Source organism: Massilia sp. CCM 8734 (genome assembly GCF_011682155.1).
In the GTDB taxonomy this organism is placed as follows: domain Bacteria; phylum Pseudomonadota; class Gammaproteobacteria; order Burkholderiales; family Burkholderiaceae_D; genus Telluria_A; species Telluria_A rubra.
On sequence record NZ_WHJI01000013.1, the window covers coordinates 97,784 to 119,348 of the forward strand.

Here is a 21,565-nt window from a genome sequence, read left to right on the forward strand (position 1 = left end):
AAGAGAAAGAGGACACCATGCAAATTCAGGACAATGTATTCATCATCACGGGCGGCGCATCGGGCCTGGGCGCGGCGACGGCGCGCATGATCACCGAGGCCGGCGGCAAAGTGGTGCTGGCTGACGTGCAGGTCGAGGCGGGCGAAGCGCTGGCCGCTGAACTCAAGGGCAAGTTCGTCAAGTGCGACGTCACGCTGGAGGCCGACGGCCAGGCTGTCGTCGCCGCCGCGCTCGCCATGGGCACCCTGCGTGGCCTGGTCAACTGTGCCGGCGTCGCCCCCGCAGTCAAGACCGTGGGCAAGGACGGCCCGCATCCGCTGGAAGTGTTCCAGCGCACCGTCAACATCAACCTGGTCGGCACCTTTAATATGGCGCGCCTGGCCGCTGACGCCATGGGCAAGACCGAAGCGCTCGACTCGGGCGAGCGCGGCATCATCATCAATACCGCGTCGGTGGCGGCGTTCGACGGCCAGATCGGCCAGGCGGCCTACGCGTCGTCCAAGGCGGCGGTGGCCGGCATGACCTTGCCGATGGCGCGCGACCTGGCCCGCAGCGGCGTGCGCGTGATGACCATCGCTCCCGGCATTTTCGAAACCCCGATGCTGATGGGGATGCCGGAAGAAGTGCGCGGCGCCCTGGGCAACATGGTGCCGTTCCCGCAGCGTCTCGGCCGTCCCGCCGAATACGCGCATCTGGCCCGCGCGATCATCGAAAACACCATGCTCAATGGCGAAACTATCCGTCTTGACGGCGCGATCCGCATGCAGCCCAAGTAATTCATTTACTGTACGATAGCGGGATCGAACGCGCGGCTCCAGTGCAGGAGTCGCGCGTTTCTCATTGGAGAATCCATGCTCAGGTTGAAGTGCCTTCCTTTCGCGCTGCTCGTTTTCAGCGCCTCCGTGCTCGCCCAGGACGCCGCCGTGCGCCCGGCCGAGGCCCCCGAAATCCACACCGGCTATGCCGACAAGGCTGGCTGGGCCGCCAAGAAATTCATGGTCGCCGCAGCCAATCCGCTGGCGGTCGACGCCGGCTACCAGATATTGCGCAAGGGCGGCAGCGCCATCGACGCGGCGATTGCCACCCAGTTGATGCTTACCCTGGTCGAGCCGCAATCGTCCGGCATCGGCGGTGGCGCCTTTTTGATGCACTACGACGGCAAGAACGTGCAAGCCTTCGACGGCCGCGAAACCGCGCCCGCCGCCGCCGACGAGCACCTGTTCCAGAACAAGGATGGCACGCCGCTCTCGCGCACCGCCGGCGTGGTGGGCGGCCGTTCGGTCGGCGCCCCCGGCGTGCTGCGCATGCTCGAGATGGCGCACCGCCAGCACGGCAAGTTGCCCTGGAAGGCGCTGTTCGCGCCGGCCATTGCCATGGCCGACAAGGGCTTTCCGGTCAGCCAGCGCTTGAATGGCATGCTGATGTTCGACCAGCACCTGCGCAAGGACCCGGTGGCGGCCGCCTATTTCTATGACAAGGATGGCAATCCCTGGCCGATCGGCCACCAGCTGCGCAACCCGGCGCTGGCGGCCACCCTGCGCGAGATCGCCGCCGGCGGCGCCGATGCTTTCTACAAGGGCCGGATCGCCAAAGACATTGCGGCCAAGGTGGCGGGGCACCCGACCAATCCCGGCCTGTTGACGGCGGCCGACATCGCCGGCTACCAGCCCAAGGTGCGCGCGCCGGTGTGCAGCGACTACCGCGCCTACACGGTGTGCGGCATGCCGCCGCCATCGTCGGGCGGCATCGCCGTGGCGCAGATGCTGGGCATGCTCGAGACGCGCGACATGCGCGCCTACGCGCCGGTGAACGGGGTGCTGGGGTTTGAGGCCGTGCATGTGTTCACCGAAGCCGGGCGCCTGGCCTACGCCGACCGCAATCGCTACGCGGCCGACACCGACTTTGTGCCGCTGCCGGGACGCGGCATTCCCAGCCTGATCGACAAAGCCTACCTGCGCCAGCGCGCCTCCCTGATCGGCGACAAGTCGATGGGCACCGCTAGTGCCGGCACGCCGCCGGGCATGGAAGTGGCGTGGGGGCTCGATAACGCGATCGAAACGCCATCGACCTCGCACTTCGTGGTGGTGGACGGCAAAGGCGCCGGCCTGTCGATGACGACCACGGTGGAAGACGCCTTCGGGTCGCGCCAGATGGTCGATGGCTTCATCCTGAATAACCAGCTCACCGATTTTTCCTTCGATTCGGTCGACGCCGGCGGGCCGGTGGCGAACCGGGTGCAGGCCGGCAAACGCCCGCGCAGCGCCATGTCGCCCACCGTCGTATTCGACCGCCAGAGCGGCAAACTGGTGCTGGCGATCGGCTCGCCGGGCGGGCCGGCCATCATCAACTACGTGGCCAAGACCCTGGTCGGCACCCTGGACTGGGGCCTGAACGTGCAGCAGGCCATCAGCCTGCCGAACTTCGGCAGCCGCAACGGCCCGACCGAGCTGGAAACCGGGCGTTTTTCTCCCGCCGTGCAGGAGGAGCTCAAGGCGCACGGCCATGCCCTGCGCAGCTACGAGATGACGTCCGGCCTGCACGGCGTGCAGCGCATCCTGATCCACGGCGAGCCATGGTGGTTCGGCGGCGCCGATCCGCGCCGCGAAGGCGTGGCCAAGGGCGACTGAGAGCGAAAGTCAAGCTATTGTAAAAAGTGTACAAGCCCTAAGTTTCTCCCGCAAGGCGGGCAGACCCTGATACGCTTGGCGGATGGAAACGGAACCGAAAACGGGCTTGATCCTCACCGGTGGTGGCGCGCGCGCCGCCTACCAGGTGGGGGTGCTGCAGGCGATCTCGCAAATTTTGTGGGAGGCCGGCTGGCGTCCGGCGCGCAATCCCTTCGATATCATCTGCGGCACCTCGGCCGGCGCGATCAACGCCGTGGCCCTGGCCTGCCGCGCCGACAACTTCGGCGAGGGCGTGCAAAAGCTGCTCGATGTGTGGGAAAACTTCCGCGTCGAGCAGGTCTACCGCGCCGATTCGCTGGGCGTGCTGCGCTCGGGCGCGCGCTGGCTCTCGCTGCTCTCGTTCGGCTGGCTGCTGCGCAAATGGCGCGCCGCGCCGCCCGCCTCGCTGCTGGACAACACCCCGCTGGTGGGCCTGTTGCACCGCATGCTCGACCTGCCGCGCCTGGACGCGGCCATGTCCGACGGCCTGCTGCATGCGCTGGCGGTGACCGCCTCGTCCTACACCGCCGGTAACCACATCACCTTTTACCAGACCGCCGCCGACATCGCGCCGTGGGTGCGCATGCAGCGCATCGCCCTGCAGGACCAGATCGGCGTCGAGCATTTGCTGGCGTCGTCGGCGATTCCCTTCATCTTTCCGGCCGTGCCGCTGTACCTGGGCAGCCACCGCGAGTTTTGCGGCGACGGCTCGATGCGCCAGCTCGCGCCGATTTCGCCGGCCATCCACCTGGGGGCGTCGAAGGTGCTGGTGGTGGGCGCCGGTCGCCTGTCCGAGCCGACCCGCGACACGCCCGGCCAGGCGCGCTATCCGAGCCTGGCGCAGATCGCCGGCCACGCCATGTCCTCGATTTTCCTCGACAGCCTGGCGGTCGACATCGAGCGCCTGAACCGCATCAACCTGACCCTGTCGCTGCTGCCCGAGGAATACCGCAGCAAGATGCCGTTGAAACCCGTGGAGCTGCTGGTGATCGCCCCGTCCGAACGGCTCGACGTGATCGCCAGTCGCCACACGGCCAGCCTGCCGGCGCCGATCCGCACCATGCTCTCGGGGATCGGCGCGACCGAAGCGCGCGGCTCGGCGCTGGCCTCGTACCTGCTGTTCGAATCGAGCTACACCTGTGAACTGATCCAGCTCGGCCAGCGCGACACGCACGCGCGCCGCGCCGATGTGCTGGCCTTTTTTGGCTCCTGAACCTTTGATGCGGCCCACCGCCATGGAGAACGTCATGAAAGCACTGATTGTCGACGACGACGTCGTCTCGCGCATTGCGCTGATGGACCTGCTGTCGGTGTACGGCATTTTCGACCTGGTCGAAGCCGAAGACGGCGCCGCCGCCTGGGACCTGCTCGCAGCGGGCCTGCATCCGGTGATCGTATTTTGCGATGTGCGCATGCCGCGCATGTCCGGCATCGCCTTGTTGGAGCGCATGAAGGGCGACCCGCACCTGGCCCAGGTGCCGTTCGTGCTGGTGTCGTCGGCCTCCGACCGCGACACCGTGCTGCAGGCGGTGACCCTGGGCGCGGTCGGCTACATCCTCAAACCACTGCACGCGGCCGAAGCGCGCGCGCATCTGGAGAAAATCTTCCGCATCACGCTCGACAAGCTGGCCGAAGACCCGGCCACCACCATGCGCCGCCTGAACATCGGGCCTGACCGGCTGGCCGCCTACCTGGCCGCGTTCGCCGAGCAGTTGCTGGCCGGGCGCGCCGATATCGTCGCGCTGCTCGACGCCGGCGAGGGCGCCGACGCCCGCCTGCGCATCGATTCGGTGCATACCGGCTGCATGACGCTCGGCCTGTGGCACGTGGCCTCGCAGCTCGATAGCGCGCGCCGCGGCCTGCCCGACGCCCGCACCGTGGCCATGGTGCTGGGCGAGGTGAGCGAGTCGGTGCGGCGCCAGTTGGGCCGCCTGCGCGCCGGCATGCCCGATGAAGGAGTGCTTGCCTGAACCCGATCCGCCGCCTGCGCGCCCTGTGCGCGCTGTTCCTGGTGCTGTGCTGCCTGCCTTTCGCCGGCAGCCAGGCCGCGCCCGCGCGCACCCTGCGCTTCGAGCACCTGAGCGTGGAACAGGGCCTGGCCCAGGAGTCGGTGCTGGCGGTGGTCCAGGACGCCGACGGCTTCATGTGGTTCGGGAGCCAGGCCGGCCTGTCGCGCTTCGACGGCTACCGCGTCACCACCTGGCGCAATGTGGTCAGCAATCCGCGCAGCCTGGTCAACAACTGGGTGCGCGTGCTGCACGTGGACCACGGCGGGCGCCTGTGGATCGGCACCGACGGCGGGCTTGACCGCTTCGATCCGGTCACCCAGACCTTCATCCATTACGCGCCGAATGAGCCGGTCAAGCGCGGCAACGGCAACCTGCACGTGCGCGCGATCGCCGGCGACGGCCGCCAGGGCCTGTGGCTGGGCACCAGCGACGGCCTGCAGCACTTCGACATGGTGAGCGGGCGCTTCAAGGTGTGGCACCATGTGGCGGGCGACGAGGGCAGCCTGGCCGACGATCAGGTCAACGCGCTGGCGGTCGACGCCGGCGGGCGCGTCTGGGTCGGCACCTCGTCCGGCGTGGACAGCCTGGCGGTCGGCGCGCGCGCCTTCGAGCATCATCCGGCCCCTGGCCTGGACCACAAGAACAATATGGTGCAGGCCTTGCTGGTCGACGCCGACCAGACCCTGTGGATCGGCAGCCTGGGTGGCCTGGAAAGCTGGAAGATCGGCAGCCCTGCCGCGCAGCGGCGGCGCCTGGGCGTGGCGGACGGCCTGCGTTCGGGCTACGTCACCACCCTGTACCAGGACCAGGACCGCAACCTGTGGGTCGGCAGCCATACCGACGGCCTGTATCGCTGGCAGCCGGCCACGCGTCGTTTCGCCAACTACCGTCACCTGCCGGGCGACCGGCACAGTGTGGCCGACAACCAGATTTCGGCCATGTACCGCGACCGCGTCGGCACCTTCTGGGTCGGCACCTGGTACGCGGGCGTGAGCCGGGTCGACTTGAACAGCGGCGGCTTTGCGCGCATTGCGCGCCACGCCGAAATTGCCGATACCCTGTCCGACAACAAGGTGCGCGCGATCGCCGCCGCCCCCGGGGGCGACCTGTGGATCGGCGCCAACAGCGGCTTGAACCGGCTCGACCCCGAGAGCGGCCAGGCGCGCCTGTACCGCCACGATCCCGATAATCCGAACAGCCTGGCCGGCATTCCGGCCAGCGCGCTGGCGCACGACCAGGACGGCATGCTGTGGATCGGCAGCCATTCGGGGGTGGCGCGTTTCGATGCCGCCAGCGGCAATTTCACGCGCCAGTCGTTCGCCGAGGGCGACCCGGACGGCAACCATATCCGCGGCATGCTGTCCGACCGCGCCGGCATGATGTGGATCGCCTCGCGCGGCGGCCTGCACCGGCTCGACCCGGCCACGCGCGCCGTCGTCACCTACCGCCACGACGCGGCCGACAGTTCCAGCCTGGCCGACAACGTGGTGCGCCCGCTGCTCGAAGACCGGCGCGGCCAGCTGTGGATCGGCACCTTCGACGGGCTCGACATGTTCGATCGCGCGAGCGGCAAATTCCGCCACTTCCGCCACGATCCGGCCAACCCGGCCAGCCTCAGTCACGACGAAGTGCACTATCTGCACGAAGATAAAAAGGGCACGCTGTGGGTCGGCACCGCAGCAGGGTTGAACAAAATGACGATCGGCCCGGGCGCCGCCGGCGCGGTGAGCTTCCGTCGCTACACCGTGGCCGACGGCGTGGCCGACGATGCGATTGCCGCCATCCTGGAAGACGACGACGGCAAACTGTGGGTGAGCACCAACACCGGCATCTCGCGCTTCGATCCGGCCACCGGCACCTTCCGCAACTACAGCGCCGGCGACGGTACCATCGAAGGCGCCTACTTCGACGGCTCGGCCCTGCGCGCGCCGGACGGCACCATGTACTTCGGCGGCTTCAATGGCGTCACAGCCTTCAATCCCAAGGCCATCAGCGACAACCTGATCGCCCCGCGCCCGGTCATTACCGGTTTCCAGATCTTCAACAAGCCGGCCGCGCTGGCGCGTCCCGGCCTGTTCAAGGGGCCGATCGAGTCGACCCGCGCGGTTACCCTGGGCGCGGCTGATTCGGTGTTTTCGCTCGAGTTCTCGGCCTTGCATTACGCCGCCCCGCAACGCAACCTGTTTTCGTACCGGCTCGAGGGCTTCGACCAGAACTGGGTCAACACCGACGCCAGCCGCCGCTTCGCCACCTACACCAACCTCGATCCGGGCACCTACACCTTCCGCGTGCGCGCCGCCAACAAGGATGGCGTGTGGAGCGACGACAGCGCCAGCATGGTCATCACGATCCTGCCGCCGCTATGGAAGACCTGGTGGTTCCGCACCCTGTCGGTGCTGCTGGTGCTGGGCAGCGCCTACTGGGCCTACCGCGCGCGCCTGTCGGGACTGCGGCGCCAGAAGGATCTGCTGGAAACCCAGGTCGGCGCGCGCACGGTCGAAGTCGAGCAGCAGAACCGCCTGCTGGAGCGCCAGAAGCGCGAGCTCGAAGCGCAGCGCCTGGACGCCGACAACCAGCGCGCCGAGGCCGAGCAGCGCCGCTTCGACGCCGAACGCCAGAAAGAAGAAGTCGAGCGCCAGAAAGAGAACGTGGAGCTGGCGCACCGGAACATCTCGGTGCTGTCGGAAATCGGGCGCGAACTGACCGCCACGCTCGACATGGAAACCATCATGGGCACGGTGTACCGCCACGTGCACCACCTGATGGATGCGCGCATCTTCGGCATCGGCTTTTACCGCGAGGATGCGGGCGTGATCGAGTTTCCGTTCGCGATGGACCAGGGCGTGCGCAGCCAGTTCTATACGCGCCCGCTGGACGATCCGCACCAGTTTGCGGTGTGGTGCCTGAAGCACCGGCGCGAAGTGTTCATCAACAACCTCGAGGTCGAGTATGCGCGCTACCTGGACGCCGAGCAGAGCGCCGTGCCGATCCCGCCGCTGCGGGTGGACGGCACGCCGCGCTCGCTGCCGGTAGCGATGATGTACGTGCCCCTGATCGTCAAGGAACGCATGATGGGCGTGCTGTGCGTGCAGAGCGTGGAGCTCAATGCGTATCACCGCGTGCACCTGGACATGCTCAAGACACTGGCCGCGCACGCGGCGGTGGCGCTCGATAACGCGCGCGCCTACCGCGAGCTTGAAGAAACCCAGGCGCGCCTGGTCGAGCAGGAACGCCAGGTGCGCCTGAACACGGACGAACTGGCGCTGGCCAACCGCGCGCTCCAGGAAAACGATGAACGGCTGCGCCTGGCCAAGCAAAAGGCCGAAGACGCCACGCGCCAGAAGTCCGAATTCCTGGCAAATATGAGCCACGAAATGCGCACCCCGCTGGCCGGCGTGATCGGCATGCTGGGGTTTGCGCTGCGCGACGGCCACCTGCAGGAAAGCACGCGCGAGCAGATCCTGCGCGGGCAGGCCAACGCCCAGTCGCTGCTCACCATCATCAACGACCTGCTCGATTTTTCCAAGATCGAGGCGGGCAAGCTGACCATCGAAAACATCGATTTCGCGCTTACCGCCGCCGTCGAAAACGTGGTCAGCCTGTTCGAGGAGCAGGCCGCCGCCCAGAGCGTGGGCTTTGACGTGGCGCTGGCCGAAGACCTGCCGCGCTTCGTGGTGGGCGACCCGACCCGCCTGCGCCAGGTGCTGGTCAACCTGGTCGGCAATGCCTTCAAGTTCACCAACGACGGCGCGGTGCGCCTGGCGGTCGAACGGGTGGCACCGGGCGAGGGCGGCGCGCCGGGGGTAAACGTCATCCGCTTTTCGGTCAGCGACACCGGCATCGGCATCGCCCAGGACGCGCTCGAGCGCTTGTTCCAGAAGTTCGAGCAGGCCGACAGCACCACCACGCGGCGCTACGGCGGCACCGGTTTGGGGCTGGCGATCTGCCGCCAGCTGGTCGATCTGATGGGCGGCTCGATCAGCGTCGAGAGCCTTGAGGGCGTGGGCAGCACCTTCAGCGTGCTGCTGCCGCTGGCCGACGGCGTGGCCCCGCCGATGGTGCCGCACGTGCCGCGCGAGCCGCACAGCCACCGCCTGAAAGTGCTGTGCGCGGAAGACTTCCCGACCAACCAGATCATCATCCGCATGATGCTGGAAGACCTGGGGCACAAGGTCGATATCGCCGACAACGGCTTGCTGGCGGTGGCGGCGTGCGCGCGTACCCGCTACGACCTGATTCTGATGGACGGGCGCATGCCCGAGATGGACGGCGCGTCCGCCACGCGCCTGATCCGCGCCGGCGGCCCGCCCGAAGCGCCGGTGCGCGACCAGGAACTGATGATCGTGGCCCTGACCGCCAATGCCAGCGAGGAAGACCGCAGCCGCTACCTCGCGTGCGGCATGGACGACTTCCTGACCAAGCCGATCGACGAAGCGGCCCTGCATCATCACCTGAGCCGCGCCATCGAGCGCCAGCTCCAGCGCGGCATCAGCCTTTCGCCGATGCCGCAGCCGCGCGTGGAACGCGCGCCGAGCACTTCGGAGCTGGACGCCATGTTCGGCGTCGACACGGGGCCGGCGCCGCTGGCGGGGCCTGCCGCGCACAACGCCGGACGGCGCGCCAGCGACCTGAAAGCGCGCATGCGGGCCGCCTTTGCCAGCGACCTGCCGGGCCGCCGCGCCGAGCTGGAACAGGCCATCGCCATGCACGACGCTGAAACGGCGGGACGCCTGCTGCACGGTTTCAAGGGCAGCTCGTCCTATCTGGAAGCGGCCGAACTGCACCAGTTGTCGGGCGAAATGGAAGAAGCAGCCGACGCGCGCCGCTGGGACGCGATCGCGGCGGCCATGCCGCGCCTGCGCGAACTGCTGTCCGCCTACGACCACTTGTAGTCGGTCAAGCGCCGACCCGTCATGCATATGCTGTAATATTCGCGTGAACGTGATCGGAAAGGATGTTTTGTGGCGTTGCTGCGTACGGGAGGTGGCCAAATGAAGGTTCTGGTGGTGGATGACGACATCGTATCGCGCATGGTGCTGATGCACCTGATCGACGCCTGCGGCAAATACGAAATCCTCGAAGCGGAAGACGGCGCAGACGCCTGGGACCAGCTGGAACAGGGCTTGCGCCCTGCGATCTGTTTTTGCGACCTGCGCATGCCGCGCCTGTCCGGCATGGACCTGCTGCAGCGCGTGCGCGCCGACGGCGCACTGGGCACGATGCCGTTCGTGCTGGTTTCCTCGGCCACCGACCGCGATACGGTCGACCAGGCCAGCGGCCTTGGCGCATCGGGCTACATCGTCAAGCCGTTCCAGGGCGAGCAGGTGCGCGAGCACATGGCCGGCCTGACCGGGCGCGATCCGATCGCGGTGGCGCCGCGCGCCGAAAAAGTGCAGGCGACCCTGCTGCGCCTGGGGATTGGGGCCGAGCGCCTGATGGTCTACCTGGGCGGGCTGCAATCGCAGGTGGCTGCGGCCGGCGCCGACATCGCCGACCTGCTCGAACGCGGCGACGATGGCGCGGCCCGCGTGCGCATCGAACGCCTGCATGCCGGCTGTCTCACCCTGGGCCTGAACGGCGCGGCCGACACCCTCAAGTCGCTGCCGCCCGGCGCGCTCGATCCTGCCCAGGTCAAGCTGGCGCTGGCCGAAGTGGTGCGCTCGGCGATGCACCAGAGCGAAGCGCTCAAACGGATCGGCGGCGCCACCTGACGGCGCTGCGCGAAAGCGCTTGATGTTGTGATAGTTTAGGTCTAAAGTATCTCTCGGTGAACGACTGACACTTTTTCCGGGGCGAGCATGACACATTCGACGGCATCGGCATTGAGCGCTTCGGCCTACCAGGACGGCTTTGCGCGCGAACACCTGCCGCCGCCGGGCCAATGGCCCGCCTTCCTGTTCGACCTCCCCGAACTGCAGTACCCATCGCAGCTGAACTGCGCCGCCGAACTGCTCGACGCGGCCGTGGAGCGTGGCGCGGGCGAGCGCATCGCCATCGTCGGCGAGCACGAGAGCTGGACCTACGCGCAACTGCAGCGCCGGGTCGACCGCATCGCCTACGTGCTGCGCGCCGACCTGGGACTGGTCACCGGCAACCGCGTGCTGCTGCGCGGCGCGAACAACCCGATGATGGCGGCCTGCCTGCTGGCGGTGTTAAAAGCCGGCCTGATCGCCGTGCCCACCATGCCGCTGCTGCGCGCGCGCGAACTGACCGCCATCGTCGACAAGGCCAATGTGGACGCGGTGCTGTGCTCCGCCACCTTGCGCGGCGAGATCGACGCCGTTTCCGCCTTGCCGCGCCATGTGGTGACGTTCAACGATCCCGATAACCCGGCCTCCATCGAGGCCATGATGGCGCGCCACCCGGTACCGTTCGCCGCGCATGCCAGCGCCGCCGACGATGTATGCCTGATCAGTTTTACCTCGGGCACGACCGGCATCCCGAAGGGCACGATGCACTTCCACCGCGACGTGCTGGCCATTTGCGACTGCTTCCCGCGGCATACCTTGCAAGCGCGCGAGGACGATATTTTCATCGGCACGCCGCCGCTGGCGTTCACCTTCGGCCTGGGCGGGCTGCTGTTGTTCCCGATGCGCGTTGGCGCGGCCGGCGTGCTGCTCGAAAAGCTCACGCCCGACACGCTGCTGGCCGCCATCGACAAATACCGCGCCACGGTGTGCTTTACCGCGCCGACCTTTTACCGCCAGATGGCGCCGCTGGCCGCCAATTACGATTTGTCGAGCCTGACCCGGACCGTGTCGGCCGGCGAAGCGCTGCCGCTGGCCACGCGCGACGCGTGGCAGGCGGCGACCGGGCTGCGCATGATCGACGGTATCGGCGCGACCGAACTGCTGCACATCTTCATTTCGGCTGCGGGCGACGCGATCCGGCCAGGTGCGACCGGTAAACCGGTGCCGGGCTACCAGGCCTGCATTCTCGATGCGAGCGGCCGGCAGGTGGGGCCGGGCGTGATCGGCCGGCTGGCGGTAAAAGGCCCGACCGGCTGCCGCTACCTGGCCGACGAACGCCAGAACGATTATGTGAGCGATGGCTGGAACCTCACCGGCGACGCCTACGAAATGGACGCCGACGGCTATTTTTACTACCGCTCGCGCACCGACGACATGATCATCTCGGCCGGCTACAACATCGCCGGCGCCGAAGTCGAAGAGGCGCTGCTGCGCCATGAGGCGGTGGCCGAATGCGGCGTGGTCGGGCGCCCTTGCGAGGAACGCGGGCAGGTGGTGGAGGCGCATGTGGTGCTCAAACCCGGCTTCGATCCGAGCGAGGCCCTGGCCGCGCAGTTGCAGGACTTCGTCAAGCTGCAGATCGCCCCGTATAAATATCCCCGTTCGCTCAGGTTCATCGACAAATTGCCGCGTACCGAAACCGGCAAGCTGCAGCGCTTTAAGCTGCGCCTCGCCTAGCGCGCTATCTAAACACAAGACCAAGCCCATGAATATTGTATGTATCGGCGGCGGCCCCGCCGGACTGTATTTCAGCCTGCTCATGAAAAAGCAGGACCCCTCGCACCAGATCACCGTGGTCGAACGCAACCGCCCGTACGATACCTTCGGCTGGGGCGTGGTGTTTTCGGACCAGACCTTGGGCAACCTGGTGAACGCCGATGAACTGACCGCGCGCGCGATCCTGCAGTCGTTCAATCACTGGGACGATATCGACATTTTCTTCAAGGGCGAAAAAGTCACTTCGGGCGGGCATGGCTTTTGCGGGATCGGGCGCAAGCGCTTGCTCAACATCCTGCAGCAGCGCTGCGAGGAGCTGGGCGTGCGCTTGGTGTTCCAGAGCGACGTCGATGACGACCAGGCGCTGGCCGCCCAATACGGCGCCGACCTGGTGATCGCGTCGGACGGCTTGAACAGCCGTACCCGCAAGCGCTACGCCGCCACCTATCAACCCGAGATCGAGGCGCGCCGCTGCCGCTTCGTGTGGCTCGGCACGCGCAAGAAGTTCGATGCGTTCACCTTCGCCTTCAAGGAGACGGAGCACGGCTGGTTTCAGGCGCATATTTATCAGTACGATGGCGACACCTCGACCTTCATCATCGAGACGCCCGAAGACGTGTGGCGCCGCGCCGGCCTTGACCAGATGACCCAGGAAGAGAGCATTGCCTACTGCGAGCGCCTGTTTGCCGACCAGCTGGACGGGCATGCGCTGATGTCCAATTCGCCGCACCTGCGCGGCTCGGCCATGTGGATCACCTTTGCGCGCGTGGTGTGCGCACAGTGGGTGCATTGGAATGGGTCTGTACCTGTTGTGCTGATGGGCGACGCGGCCCACTCGGCGCACTACTCGATCGGTTCCGGCACCAAGCTGGCGCTGGAAGACGCGATCGAGCTGGCGCGCTGCTTCGGCGCGCACGCCGGTGCGGCGCAGGCGCTGGCGGCCTACCAGGAAGTGCGCGCTGTCGAAGTGCTCAAGCTGCAAAGCGCTGCGCGCAATTCGATGGAATGGTTCGAGAACGTGGAGCGCTACACCGCCATGGAGGCGCCGCAGTTCGCGTACTCGATGCTCACGCGCAGCCAGCGCCTGTCGCACGAAAACCTGCGCCTGCGCGACCCGGAGTACATCGCCGGTTTCGAAGCCTGGATCGCGCGCCGCGCCTGCGAACAGGCTGGCGTCGAGGCCCCGCTTGGCGCGCGCGTGCCGCCGATGCTCACGCCCTTCAAGCTGCGCGGCGTGACGCTGAAGAACCGCATTGTGGTCTCGCCCATGGCGCAGTATTCGGCGGTTGACGGCGTGGCCGGCGACTATCACCTGGTGCATCTGGGCGCGCGTGCGCTGGGTGGCGCGGCTCTGGTGTTTGCCGAGATGACGTGCGTGTCGGCCGATGCGCGCATTACCCCGAACTGCCCCGGCATGTACGCTCCGGAGCACACGGCGGCGTGGAAGCGCATCGTCGACTTCGTGCATGCCGGTTCGGATGCCAAAATCGCGCTGCAACTGGGCCATGCGGGACCGAAAGGATCGACCCGCGCCATGTGGGACGGGATCGACCAGCCGCTCGAGAACGGCAACTGGCCGCTGGTGGCGGCGTCCGATGAACAGTATCTGGAGGGCGTCTCGCAGATCGCGCGCGCCGCCACGGTGGAGGACATGGAGCGCATCGAAGCCGATTTTGTGCGGGCCACGCGGGCGGCAGCCGACGCGGGTTTCGACTGGCTGGAGCTGCACTGCGCGCACGGCTACCTGCTGTCGTCGTTCATCTCGCCGCTGACCAACCGGCGCGACGACGACTTCGGCGGCACGCTGGAAAACCGCTGCCGCTATCCGCTGCGGGTGTTCCGGGCGGTGCGCGGCGCCTGGCCGGTGGACAAACCGATCAGCGTGCGCATCTCGGCGCACGACTGGGTCGAGGGCGGCATCACGCCCATTGACGCGGTGCGGATCGCGCACCTGTTCAAGGAAGCCGGCGCCGACATGATCGACTGCTCGTCGGGGCAGGTGAGCAAGCGCGAAAAGCCGGTGTACGGGCGCATGTTCCAGACCCCGTTTGCGGACCGCGTGCGCAATGAAGCGAAGATCCCGACGATGGCGGTCGGCTCGATTTTCGAGGCCGATCACGCCAACAGCATCATCGCCGCCGGCCGCGCCGACTTGTGCGCGGTGGGGCGGCCGCACCTGGCCAACCCGGCGTGGACATTGAGCGAGACGGCGAAGATCGGTTTTTCGGCGATCGCGTGGCCCAAGCCGTACCGGCCGGCCAAGCAGCAGCTGGAACGCAACCTGGAACGCGAACGCCAGCTGGCCGCCGCGGGCGCCGGCTTGAGCCCGCAGCAGGTCGCGGCCAGGCTGCTGGAGGGTTGATGGACGAGATCACTCAAGACAACAGCAAGGAGAAGGGCAATGCGGCGCTGGACCTGGCCAGCCGCCTGACGCAAGACCATCACCAGTCGCTCAAGCTGTGGCTGCGCATGCTCTCGTGCACGGTGCGCATCGAAAACGAGATTCGCAGCCGCCTGCGCACGACGTTCGACATCACCCTGCCGCGCTTCGACTTGATGGCGCAGCTGGAGCGCCATCCGGACGGGCTGCGCATGGGCGAGCTGTCCAAACGCATGATGGTCACCGGCGGGAACATCACCGGCATCACCGACCAGCTGGAACAGGAAGCGCTGGTGGTGCGCGTGCCCGACCCGAAAGACCGGCGCGCCTACAGCGTCAAACTCACGCGCGAAGGGCACATCGCCTTCGCCAGAATGGCGGTGGTGCACGAGGAGTGGATCGCCGACCTGCTCAAGGATATATCGCCCGACGATAAAGGGCGGCTCATCGCGCTGCTCTCGCAAATGAAACAGCATCTTCAATAAGGAATACCATGCGTTACCTTCCAGGCCAGGCGCAGCAACTGCCCGGCAACCGCAGCGCGCTGGCGTCGTACCAGGCCAGTCATTTCCGTTTCGAGGTCGAGGGTGCGGTGGCGACCCTGACCCTGAACCGCCCGGAGCGCAAAAATCCGCTCACCTTCGACTCCTACGCCGAGCTGCGCGGCCTGTTTCGCGCGCTGGCGTATGCCGACGATGTAAAGGCGGTGGTCATCACCGGGGCGGGCGAGAATTTTTGTTCGGGCGGCGATGTGCACGACATCATCGGGCCGTTGACGCAGCTCGACATGCCCGGCCTGTTGGCGTTCACGCGCATGACGGGCGACCTGGTCAAGGCGATGCGCGCCTGCCCGCAACCGGTGATCAGCGCGGTCGATGGCATCTGCGCCGGCGCCGGCGCGATCCTGGCGCTGTCGTCCGACCTGCGGCTGGGGACTGCGCGCAGCAAGACGGCGTTTTTGTTCACGCGGGTCGGCCTGGCCGGCTGCGACATGGGCGCCTGCGCGCTGCTGCCGCGCGTGATCGGGCAGGGCCGCGCCGCCGAACTGCTGTATACGGGGCGCTCGATGTCGGGTATCGAGGCCGAACGCTGGGGCTTTTTCAACAGCGTCAGCGAGCCCGAAACGCTGCTGGCCGACGCGCAGGCGCTGGCCGCGTCGCTCGCTACCGGGCCGACCTTCGCGCATGGCATGACCAAGAAAATGCTGCAACAGGAATGGAACATGGGCGTGGACGAAGCCATCGAGGCGGAAGCGCAGGCCCAGGCCATCTGCATGGCAACCAACGACTTTCATCGCGCCTACCACGCTTTCGTGGCCAAACAGCGGCCTGTGTTCGAGGGAGATTGAGATGGCTGACAAAACCTACCTGGACTGGCCGTTTTTCGAACCCGCGCACGGCGCGCTGGAGCAGGCGCTCGATGCCTGGGCCGGCGCCAACATCAATGCCATCCACGGACGCGATGTCGACGGCGCTTGCCGCACGCTGGTACGCCAGTTGGGTGACGGTGGCTGGCTCGATCACGCGGTGGGCGCGATTGACACGCGCGCCATTTGCCTGATCCGCGAAACGCTGGCCCGCCACGATGGCCTGGCCGACTTTGCGTTCGCCATGCAGGGCCTGGGATCGGGCGCGATTTCGCTGTTCGGCAGCGCCGCCAACAAGGAGCGTTACCTGCCGCGCGTGGCGCGGGGCGAGGCGATTGCGGCCTTTGCGCTGTCCGAGCCGCAGGCCGGTTCGGACGTGGCGGCGCTGCAGTGCGCGGCTGTGCCGGACGGCGACGAGTATGTCTTGACTGGCGAGAAGACCTGGATTTCGAATGGCGGCATCGCCGACTTTTACGTGGTGTTTGCGCGCACCGGCGAGGCGCCCGGCGCGCGCGGCATCAGCGCGTTTATCGTCGATGCCGATACGCCAGGGTTGTCGGTGGCCGAACGGATCGAGGTGATCGCCCCGCATCCGCTGGCGCGCTTGCGCTTCGATGGCTGCCGCGTACCTGGCACGCAGCGCCTGGGCGAAGCGGGGCAGGGCTTCAAGGTGGCGATGGCGACGCTCGATGTATTCCGCACCTCGGTCGCGGCGGCGGCGCTGGGCTTTGCGCGGCGCGCGTTCGACGAGGCGATCGCGCATGCCAGCACGCGCAAGATGTTCGGGCAAACGCTGGCCGACTTCCAGCTCACGCAGGCCAAGCTGGCAGAGATGGCGACCGGGATCGACGCGGCGGCGCTGCTGACGTACCGGGCGGCGTGGCAGCGCGACCAGGGCCGCAAGGTCACTAAAGAGGCGGCGATGGCCAAGATGACGGCCACCGAAACGGCGCAGAAAGTCATCGACGCGGCGCTGCAGATGTTCGGCGGGATGGGCGTGGTCAGCGAACATCCGGTGGAGCGGCTGTACCGCGAAATCCGGGCGCTGCGCATTTACGAGGGCGCCACCGAAGTGCAGCAGTTGATCATTGCGCGCGAGCTGCTGCGCGATGCGGCGCCGGCGCTGGAAGGGAAGGCATAGCATGGAATTTCTACAACCTGCGGGCTGGGCGCGCGCGCGCGGCTATTCGAACGGGGTGGCGGCCAGTGGACGTACGGTGTGTGTGAGCGGCATGATCGGCTGGGACGGGCAGGGCGTATTTCACACGGATGACTTCGCCGGACAGGTCAGGCAAGCGCTGCAGAATGTGGTCGACGTGCTGGCCGAAGCCGGCGCGCGGCCGGAGCATATCGTACGCATGACGTGGTACGTGCTCGACAAGCATGAATATCTGGGTGCGCACAAGGAGGTCGGGGCGGCGTATCGCGAGGTGATCGGCAGGCATTTTCCGGCCATGACGGCGGTGCAGGTAGCCGGCTTGATCGAGGACCGGGCGCGCGTGGAAATCGAGGTCACGGCGATCGTGCCGGCCTGAGCCCGGTAGCGCGGCGCATGCCGCGCATGCAGCAACGGCAGGCGGAGAGAACGCGCATCCGACGCCAATCGTGCGCCCGTTGCGGGTGTATGCGGGGCGCCGTATGATGGCTGCATGGACCCGCATCCGACACCGTTCGAACGATGTAGCTGCTGCTGTTCGGCGCCCAAGGCCGACCCGGACCGATCGCGTTTCGACCCGCTGGGGATCGTGATGGAAGGGCTGACGGTCATACTTATCATCGTGTTTATCGGGATAATGCTTTTAGGTAATATGTGCCTCGATCAACAGAAAAAGCTTGCCGAAGAGCTTGCCGAAGCGCGGAGTCAATTGGCCGACGAGCGTGTGGCGCATCAACAACTACGACAGCAACTACAGCAACGACAACAACAGTTACCTGCTACTTTGCCGCCCGCGCAGCGCTGAGCTTCCTGTTTTTTGAATTGGTTCCCCTCGTTCTTCCCTTGTCTGATTCACGACAAAGCGCCTCTGAAAAGCGTAATGACGGCAGTCGCACGCGCCTACACTTGATGGCGCGGCGTGTGCCGTAACAGCCGGGGAAGGTCGATGACAATGAATGCGGTGCCAAGCGGGCCATCGGAGCCTGACAACAAACGTGCGTCCGGTGCGGGCGGTGGCGGACCGCCGCACGATGGCGGCACCGAACGCCGCCTCACCGCGCTGGAAACGCGTTTCGATACCATTTTGCCGACGTTGGCGACCAAGGCCGACATGGGCGAGCTGCGCCTGGATCTGGAAACGATGCGATCCGAGCTGGTTGAGAAAGTAGGCGGTTCGAGCAACGAACTGCGTGGAGAAACCAGCGCGTTGGGCACCGAATTGCGTGGAGAAATCGGCGCGTTGGGCACCGGGCTGCATGAAAAAATCAACGGGCTGGGCACCGAATTGCGTGGAGAAATCGGCGCGTTGGGCACCGGGCTGCATGAAAAAATCAACGGGCTGGGCACTGAATTGCGTGGAGAAATCAGCGCGTTGGGCATCGGGCTGCATGAAAGAATCAGCGCGCTGGGCACCGAACTGCGTGGAGAAACCAGCGCATTGGGTACGGGGTTGCGCAAGGAAATCAGTGAATTGGGTTCGAGTCTGCGCGCAGAAATGAAGGAGCTGGGCAAGGAAGTGCACCGCAGCTTGATGACGGCGATGATGTGGTTTGCGGGGTTTACCTTCACCGCGTTACTTGGCGTTGCCGGGGCGTTTTATCACCTGAACAATCAGATCACCAGTCTCGCTGCACGCCTGCCTCCCGCCTCTTCTGTAGCGCCTGTGCCGGGGCAACCCGCAGCATCGCCCGCAGCCCCGGCGTCTCGTGCACCGTCCCTGTCGTGGACAGCACCGGGACCCAGTTGAATAATGGTATGACTCACCCGCTCCTGCTCGCCCCGGAGCCGCTGGCCAGCGCACTTGGCGGCTGGCTGTGCTGGCGCGCCGGCCGTCGGGCTGCTTTTGCTGGCGATGGCGGCGCTGCTGTTGTTGGACACGCCGACGGTGGTGTTGCCGGTGCTGATGGTGTGACGGGCGGCATCGCAGCCGGGCCCGAAGTCGCTGGACTTGGTGGGCGCGGCGATGTTGCTGCCGGTGATCCTGGCCGGCACGGTGCTCGTGTTCTGGCTGTTCAGGGGGAAGGTCAGGGCGCGGAAGGGCGATCACGCGTGACTGCGCCGGCGCACCGGAGGCACCGGTGCTGGGGGTTTCTTTACCGAAATGTGCGACAACATTCATGCTGAGCTTGTAGGCTGCGGCTTTCGGGCGGCTTGCTACCAGCCGACCGCCGCATTCGAAGGAGACCACATTTGGATATGCGCACGTTTACCTCCCCGCTGGCCGGGATCGACCCCACCAACTGGCTGCTGGCGGCAGCCGTGGCCGTGGGCAGCTATGTCATCCTGCACGGCGCCGTGGTCCTGTTCCGCCGTCACCTGGCCAGGCTGAGCGAGCAGGGAAGGGCCGACCGGCCCGCCGCCGAATTGCTCAAGGCGACCCTGGCGCGCACCAGCAAACTGGCGCTGATGGTCACCGCGCTGCTGCTTGGGCTGACCGTGCTCGACCTCGGCGCGCCGTGGGACGAGCGCGTGCGCCATCTGTGGTTCATCGCCCTCGGCGCCCAGTTGGCGCTGTATCTGGACCGCGCGCTCAGCGTCGGCGCGCAGCGCTATTTCCGCAGCCGCGCCAGTGCGCCGGACGCGCCCGCCACCGTGGCCAATACGCTCATGGTATGGGTGCTGAAAACCGTGTTGTGGGTGGTGTTTTTACTGGCGGTGCTGTCGAACGTGGGCATCGATGTGTCGACCCTGGTGGCCAGCCTGGGCATCGGTGGCATTGCCGTCGCGCTGGCGGTGCAAAATGTGCTGGGCGACCTGTTCGCCTCGCTGTCGATCGCCGTCGACAAGCCGTTCGAAGTGGGCGATGCGATCAGCGTGGCCGGGTTCTCCGGCAATGTCGAACACGTGGGCCTGAAGACGACCCGCATCCGCTCCGACAGCGGCGAGCAGATCGTGATCGCCAACGCCGAACTGCTGAAAAACACCTTGCGCAACTTCAAGCGCATGTCGACCCGGCGCGTGCAGTTTTCGCTGCGCGCCAATCCGTCGACCACCCGGGCCCAGGCGGCTCAGGTGCCGGGCGTGCTGCGCGCCATCATCGAACGCCAGGAAGGCGTGCGCTACGACCGCGTACACCTGAAAAGCGTGACCCAGGAAGCGCTCGAGTTCGATGTGGTGTTCCATGTGCTCGATCCTTCCTACGGTCGCTACATGGATATCCAGCAGACCATTTTGCTGGCCGCGATGGAGGCTTTCGAGGAACTGGGCGTGTCCACGGTCGGCGCCTCGCGCCATGTGCTGATCGAACGGATGCCACGCCCCGACAACGGCAAGCCGGCCGCGCCCGCCAAGCCGGCGGCGGCGCTGCACAATATTGTGTCGACGCGCAAGCAGCCGTCCTGAATAGTCTTTTGCTACGGTAACGAAATGGCGTCGCATGGCGTTTCCGCGCACAATGTCTTGAAGGAGGAACGTGCCATATGGATACCGCAGTCAGATTTCCCACCACGCCCAAGGCGGTGAAGGCGCACGCGCTCAAGCTGTCGCCGCGCATGAATGTCGAGAAAGCCTTCCAGGCCATCATGCGCAATTGCCTCGACCAGATCGAAGCCAACGAAACCGGGGTCATCAAGTACCACGATGTCGAGAGCCTGCACCAGATGCGGGTCGGCCTGCGCCGCCTGCGCTCGGCGCTCGGCATGTTCGATGACGTGCTCAGCCTGCCCGTGGCGCTGCGCCAGGAGCTCGACTGGCTGGTGGCGCAACTGGGACCGGCGCGCGACTGGGATGTGTTGGCCGGCTCGACCTTGCCGGCGATTCGCGGCAGCGTCGATGCGCTGGCGCCGCTGGTACCGGTGCAATTGGCCGCCGCCGACAGGGCCAACGCGCTGCACGCCGTCGCTGCGGAAGCGGTCGCGTCCGAGCGCTACCAGGACCTGATCGGCCACCTGGAGCGCTGGCTGGACGAGCGCGGCTGGCGCGCCATGCAGTTGCCGGCGGACCGGGTGCGACTCAAGATGCGCATCGCCGATTTTGCCAAAGCTATCCTCGAAAAGGACCAGCAACGCCTGCTCAAGCGCGGCCGCAAACTGAAGCATGCCGATCCCGAGGCGCGCCACCGGGTCCGTATCGCCGCCAAGAAAACCCGCTACGCCGCCGAATTTTTCGCTTCGCTCTATCCGGGTAAAACCGTGCGCCCGTACGTCAGGGCGCTGGCCAGCTTGCAGGATGAACTGGGCTTGATGAACGATGCCAGCGTGGCCGGTGGCTTGCTGGCGCAGCTAAGCGAGGCCGATGCCAGTCTCAGGGATGGCAGCGCATTTGTACGTGGCTACCTGGCAGGGCGCGGCGGGCAGGGCGACGGCAAGTTGCGCAAACTGTGGAAGCGCTTTGTTCCTTTACGCGCGCCCGGCTGAGGGGAGACGGGCCTTTGCCCGGCACTTGACAAGACGGCGCACTGGCGCAGCGGCTACATGGACAGGCGCTTGCCGGTACGCTCGCGCAGAGTGTTTTTTGAACGGCGTCGGAACTTGGTTGCATGGCTTGCCTGCGCCCGGCTTGCATGGTTTCAACCGAGCCAGCG

The 21,565-nt window shown here is 66.5% G+C and carries 16 protein-coding genes; all 16 read left to right on the forward strand.

Annotated features, from left to right (window positions below; translation table 11 throughout):
- Positions 1 to 17: 17 nt before the first annotated feature.
- A complete protein-coding gene (locus F2P46_RS14310; protein WP_166890588.1) occupies positions 18 to 776 on the forward strand; it encodes a 3-hydroxyacyl-CoA dehydrogenase in 759 nt (252 codons plus the stop codon).
- Positions 777 to 851: 75 nt separating this feature from the next.
- Positions 852 to 2,627, forward strand: a complete 1,776-nt coding sequence (gene ggt / locus F2P46_RS14315; RefSeq protein ID WP_166890593.1) for a gamma-glutamyltransferase — start codon at positions 852 to 854, stop codon at positions 2,625 to 2,627.
- Between the two features lie 82 nt (positions 2,628 to 2,709).
- A complete protein-coding gene (locus F2P46_RS14320; RefSeq protein ID WP_166890597.1) occupies positions 2,710 to 3,879 on the forward strand; it encodes a patatin-like phospholipase family protein in 1,170 nt (389 codons plus the stop codon).
- A 34-nt stretch (positions 3,880 to 3,913) separates the two neighbouring features.
- Complete coding sequence (locus F2P46_RS14325; protein ID WP_166890599.1) at positions 3,914 to 4,636, forward strand: PleD family two-component system response regulator; 723 nt, start codon at positions 3,914 to 3,916, stop codon at positions 4,634 to 4,636.
- Between the two features lie 41 nt (positions 4,637 to 4,677).
- Positions 4,678 to 9,567, forward strand: a complete 4,890-nt coding sequence (locus tag F2P46_RS14330) for a two-component regulator propeller domain-containing protein (RefSeq protein WP_368737911.1) — start codon at positions 4,678 to 4,680, stop codon at positions 9,565 to 9,567.
- A 99-nt stretch (positions 9,568 to 9,666) separates the two neighbouring features.
- Entirely contained in the window at positions 9,667 to 10,386 is a 720-nt protein-coding gene (locus F2P46_RS14335; protein WP_166890602.1) for a response regulator, read from the forward strand.
- Between the two features lie 87 nt (positions 10,387 to 10,473).
- Positions 10,474 to 12,102 carry an AMP-binding protein gene (locus F2P46_RS14340; protein ID WP_229509280.1) on the forward strand — a complete coding sequence of 543 codons (1,629 nt, stop codon included), beginning with the start codon at positions 10,474 to 10,476 and terminating at the stop codon, positions 12,100 to 12,102.
- Positions 12,103 to 12,130: 28 nt separating this feature from the next.
- Positions 12,131 to 14,503: a bifunctional salicylyl-CoA 5-hydroxylase/oxidoreductase gene (locus tag F2P46_RS14345; RefSeq protein WP_166890605.1), complete on the forward strand. Its 2,373-nt coding sequence runs from the start codon at positions 12,131 to 12,133 to the stop codon at positions 14,501 to 14,503.
- Complete coding sequence (locus tag F2P46_RS14350) at positions 14,503 to 15,006, forward strand: MarR family transcriptional regulator (protein WP_166890608.1); 504 nt, start codon at positions 14,503 to 14,505, stop codon at positions 15,004 to 15,006. The genes F2P46_RS14345 and F2P46_RS14350 overlap by 1 nt, the downstream gene beginning before the upstream one ends.
- A gap of 8 nt (positions 15,007 to 15,014) precedes the next feature.
- Positions 15,015 to 15,869 carry an enoyl-CoA hydratase family protein gene (locus F2P46_RS14355; RefSeq protein ID WP_166890611.1) on the forward strand — a complete coding sequence of 285 codons (855 nt, stop codon included), beginning with the start codon at positions 15,015 to 15,017 and terminating at the stop codon, positions 15,867 to 15,869.
- Between the two features lies 1 nt (position 15,870).
- Entirely contained in the window at positions 15,871 to 17,028 is a 1,158-nt protein-coding gene (locus F2P46_RS14360) for an acyl-CoA dehydrogenase family protein (protein WP_166890614.1), read from the forward strand.
- Between the two features lies 1 nt (position 17,029).
- Positions 17,030 to 17,422, forward strand: coding sequence for a RidA family protein (locus tag F2P46_RS14365; RefSeq protein ID WP_166890616.1), 393 nt, complete (start codon positions 17,030 to 17,032; stop codon positions 17,420 to 17,422).
- A gap of 114 nt (positions 17,423 to 17,536) precedes the next feature.
- Positions 17,537 to 17,848 carry a hypothetical protein gene (locus F2P46_RS14370; RefSeq protein ID WP_166890619.1) on the forward strand — a complete coding sequence of 104 codons (312 nt, stop codon included), beginning with the start codon at positions 17,537 to 17,539 and terminating at the stop codon, positions 17,846 to 17,848.
- Between the two features lie 141 nt (positions 17,849 to 17,989).
- Entirely contained in the window at positions 17,990 to 18,790 is an 801-nt protein-coding gene (locus F2P46_RS14375; protein WP_166890622.1) for an apolipoprotein A1/A4/E family protein, read from the forward strand.
- A 449-nt stretch (positions 18,791 to 19,239) separates the two neighbouring features.
- Positions 19,240 to 20,385 carry a mechanosensitive ion channel family protein gene (locus tag F2P46_RS14380; RefSeq protein ID WP_229477149.1) on the forward strand — a complete coding sequence of 382 codons (1,146 nt, stop codon included), beginning with the start codon at positions 19,240 to 19,242 and terminating at the stop codon, positions 20,383 to 20,385.
- Positions 20,386 to 20,462: 77 nt separating this feature from the next.
- A complete protein-coding gene (locus tag F2P46_RS14385; RefSeq protein ID WP_166890628.1) occupies positions 20,463 to 21,398 on the forward strand; it encodes a CHAD domain-containing protein in 936 nt (311 codons plus the stop codon).
- Positions 21,399 to 21,565 lie beyond the last annotated feature (167 nt).

Coding starts and splice junctions, on each gene's coding strand:
- F2P46_RS14365 (WP_166890616.1), top strand. CDS start 17,030: ATGGAATTTCTACAACCTGCGGGCTGGGCGCGCGCGCGCGGCTATTCG.
- F2P46_RS14380 (WP_229477149.1), top strand. CDS start 19,240: ATGCGCACGTTTACCTCCCCGCTGGCCGGGATCGACCCCACCAACTGG.
- F2P46_RS14340 (WP_229509280.1), top strand. CDS start 10,474: ATGACACATTCGACGGCATCGGCATTGAGCGCTTCGGCCTACCAGGAC.
- F2P46_RS14370 (WP_166890619.1), top strand. CDS start 17,537: ATGGACCCGCATCCGACACCGTTCGAACGATGTAGCTGCTGCTGTTCG.
- ggt (WP_166890593.1), top strand. CDS start 852: ATGCTCAGGTTGAAGTGCCTTCCTTTCGCGCTGCTCGTTTTCAGCGCC.
- F2P46_RS14385 (WP_166890628.1), top strand. CDS start 20,463: ATGGATACCGCAGTCAGATTTCCCACCACGCCCAAGGCGGTGAAGGCG.
- F2P46_RS14335 (WP_166890602.1), top strand. CDS start 9,667: ATGAAGGTTCTGGTGGTGGATGACGACATCGTATCGCGCATGGTGCTG.
- F2P46_RS14375 (WP_166890622.1), top strand. CDS start 17,990: ATGACAATGAATGCGGTGCCAAGCGGGCCATCGGAGCCTGACAACAAA.
- F2P46_RS14350 (WP_166890608.1), top strand. CDS start 14,503: ATGGACGAGATCACTCAAGACAACAGCAAGGAGAAGGGCAATGCGGCG.
- F2P46_RS14310 (WP_166890588.1), top strand. CDS start 18: ATGCAAATTCAGGACAATGTATTCATCATCACGGGCGGCGCATCGGGC.
- F2P46_RS14355 (WP_166890611.1), top strand. CDS start 15,015: ATGCGTTACCTTCCAGGCCAGGCGCAGCAACTGCCCGGCAACCGCAGC.
- F2P46_RS14325 (WP_166890599.1), top strand. CDS start 3,914: ATGAAAGCACTGATTGTCGACGACGACGTCGTCTCGCGCATTGCGCTG.
- F2P46_RS14320 (WP_166890597.1), top strand. CDS start 2,710: ATGGAAACGGAACCGAAAACGGGCTTGATCCTCACCGGTGGTGGCGCG.
- F2P46_RS14345 (WP_166890605.1), top strand. CDS start 12,131: ATGAATATTGTATGTATCGGCGGCGGCCCCGCCGGACTGTATTTCAGC.
- F2P46_RS14360 (WP_166890614.1), top strand. CDS start 15,871: ATGGCTGACAAAACCTACCTGGACTGGCCGTTTTTCGAACCCGCGCAC.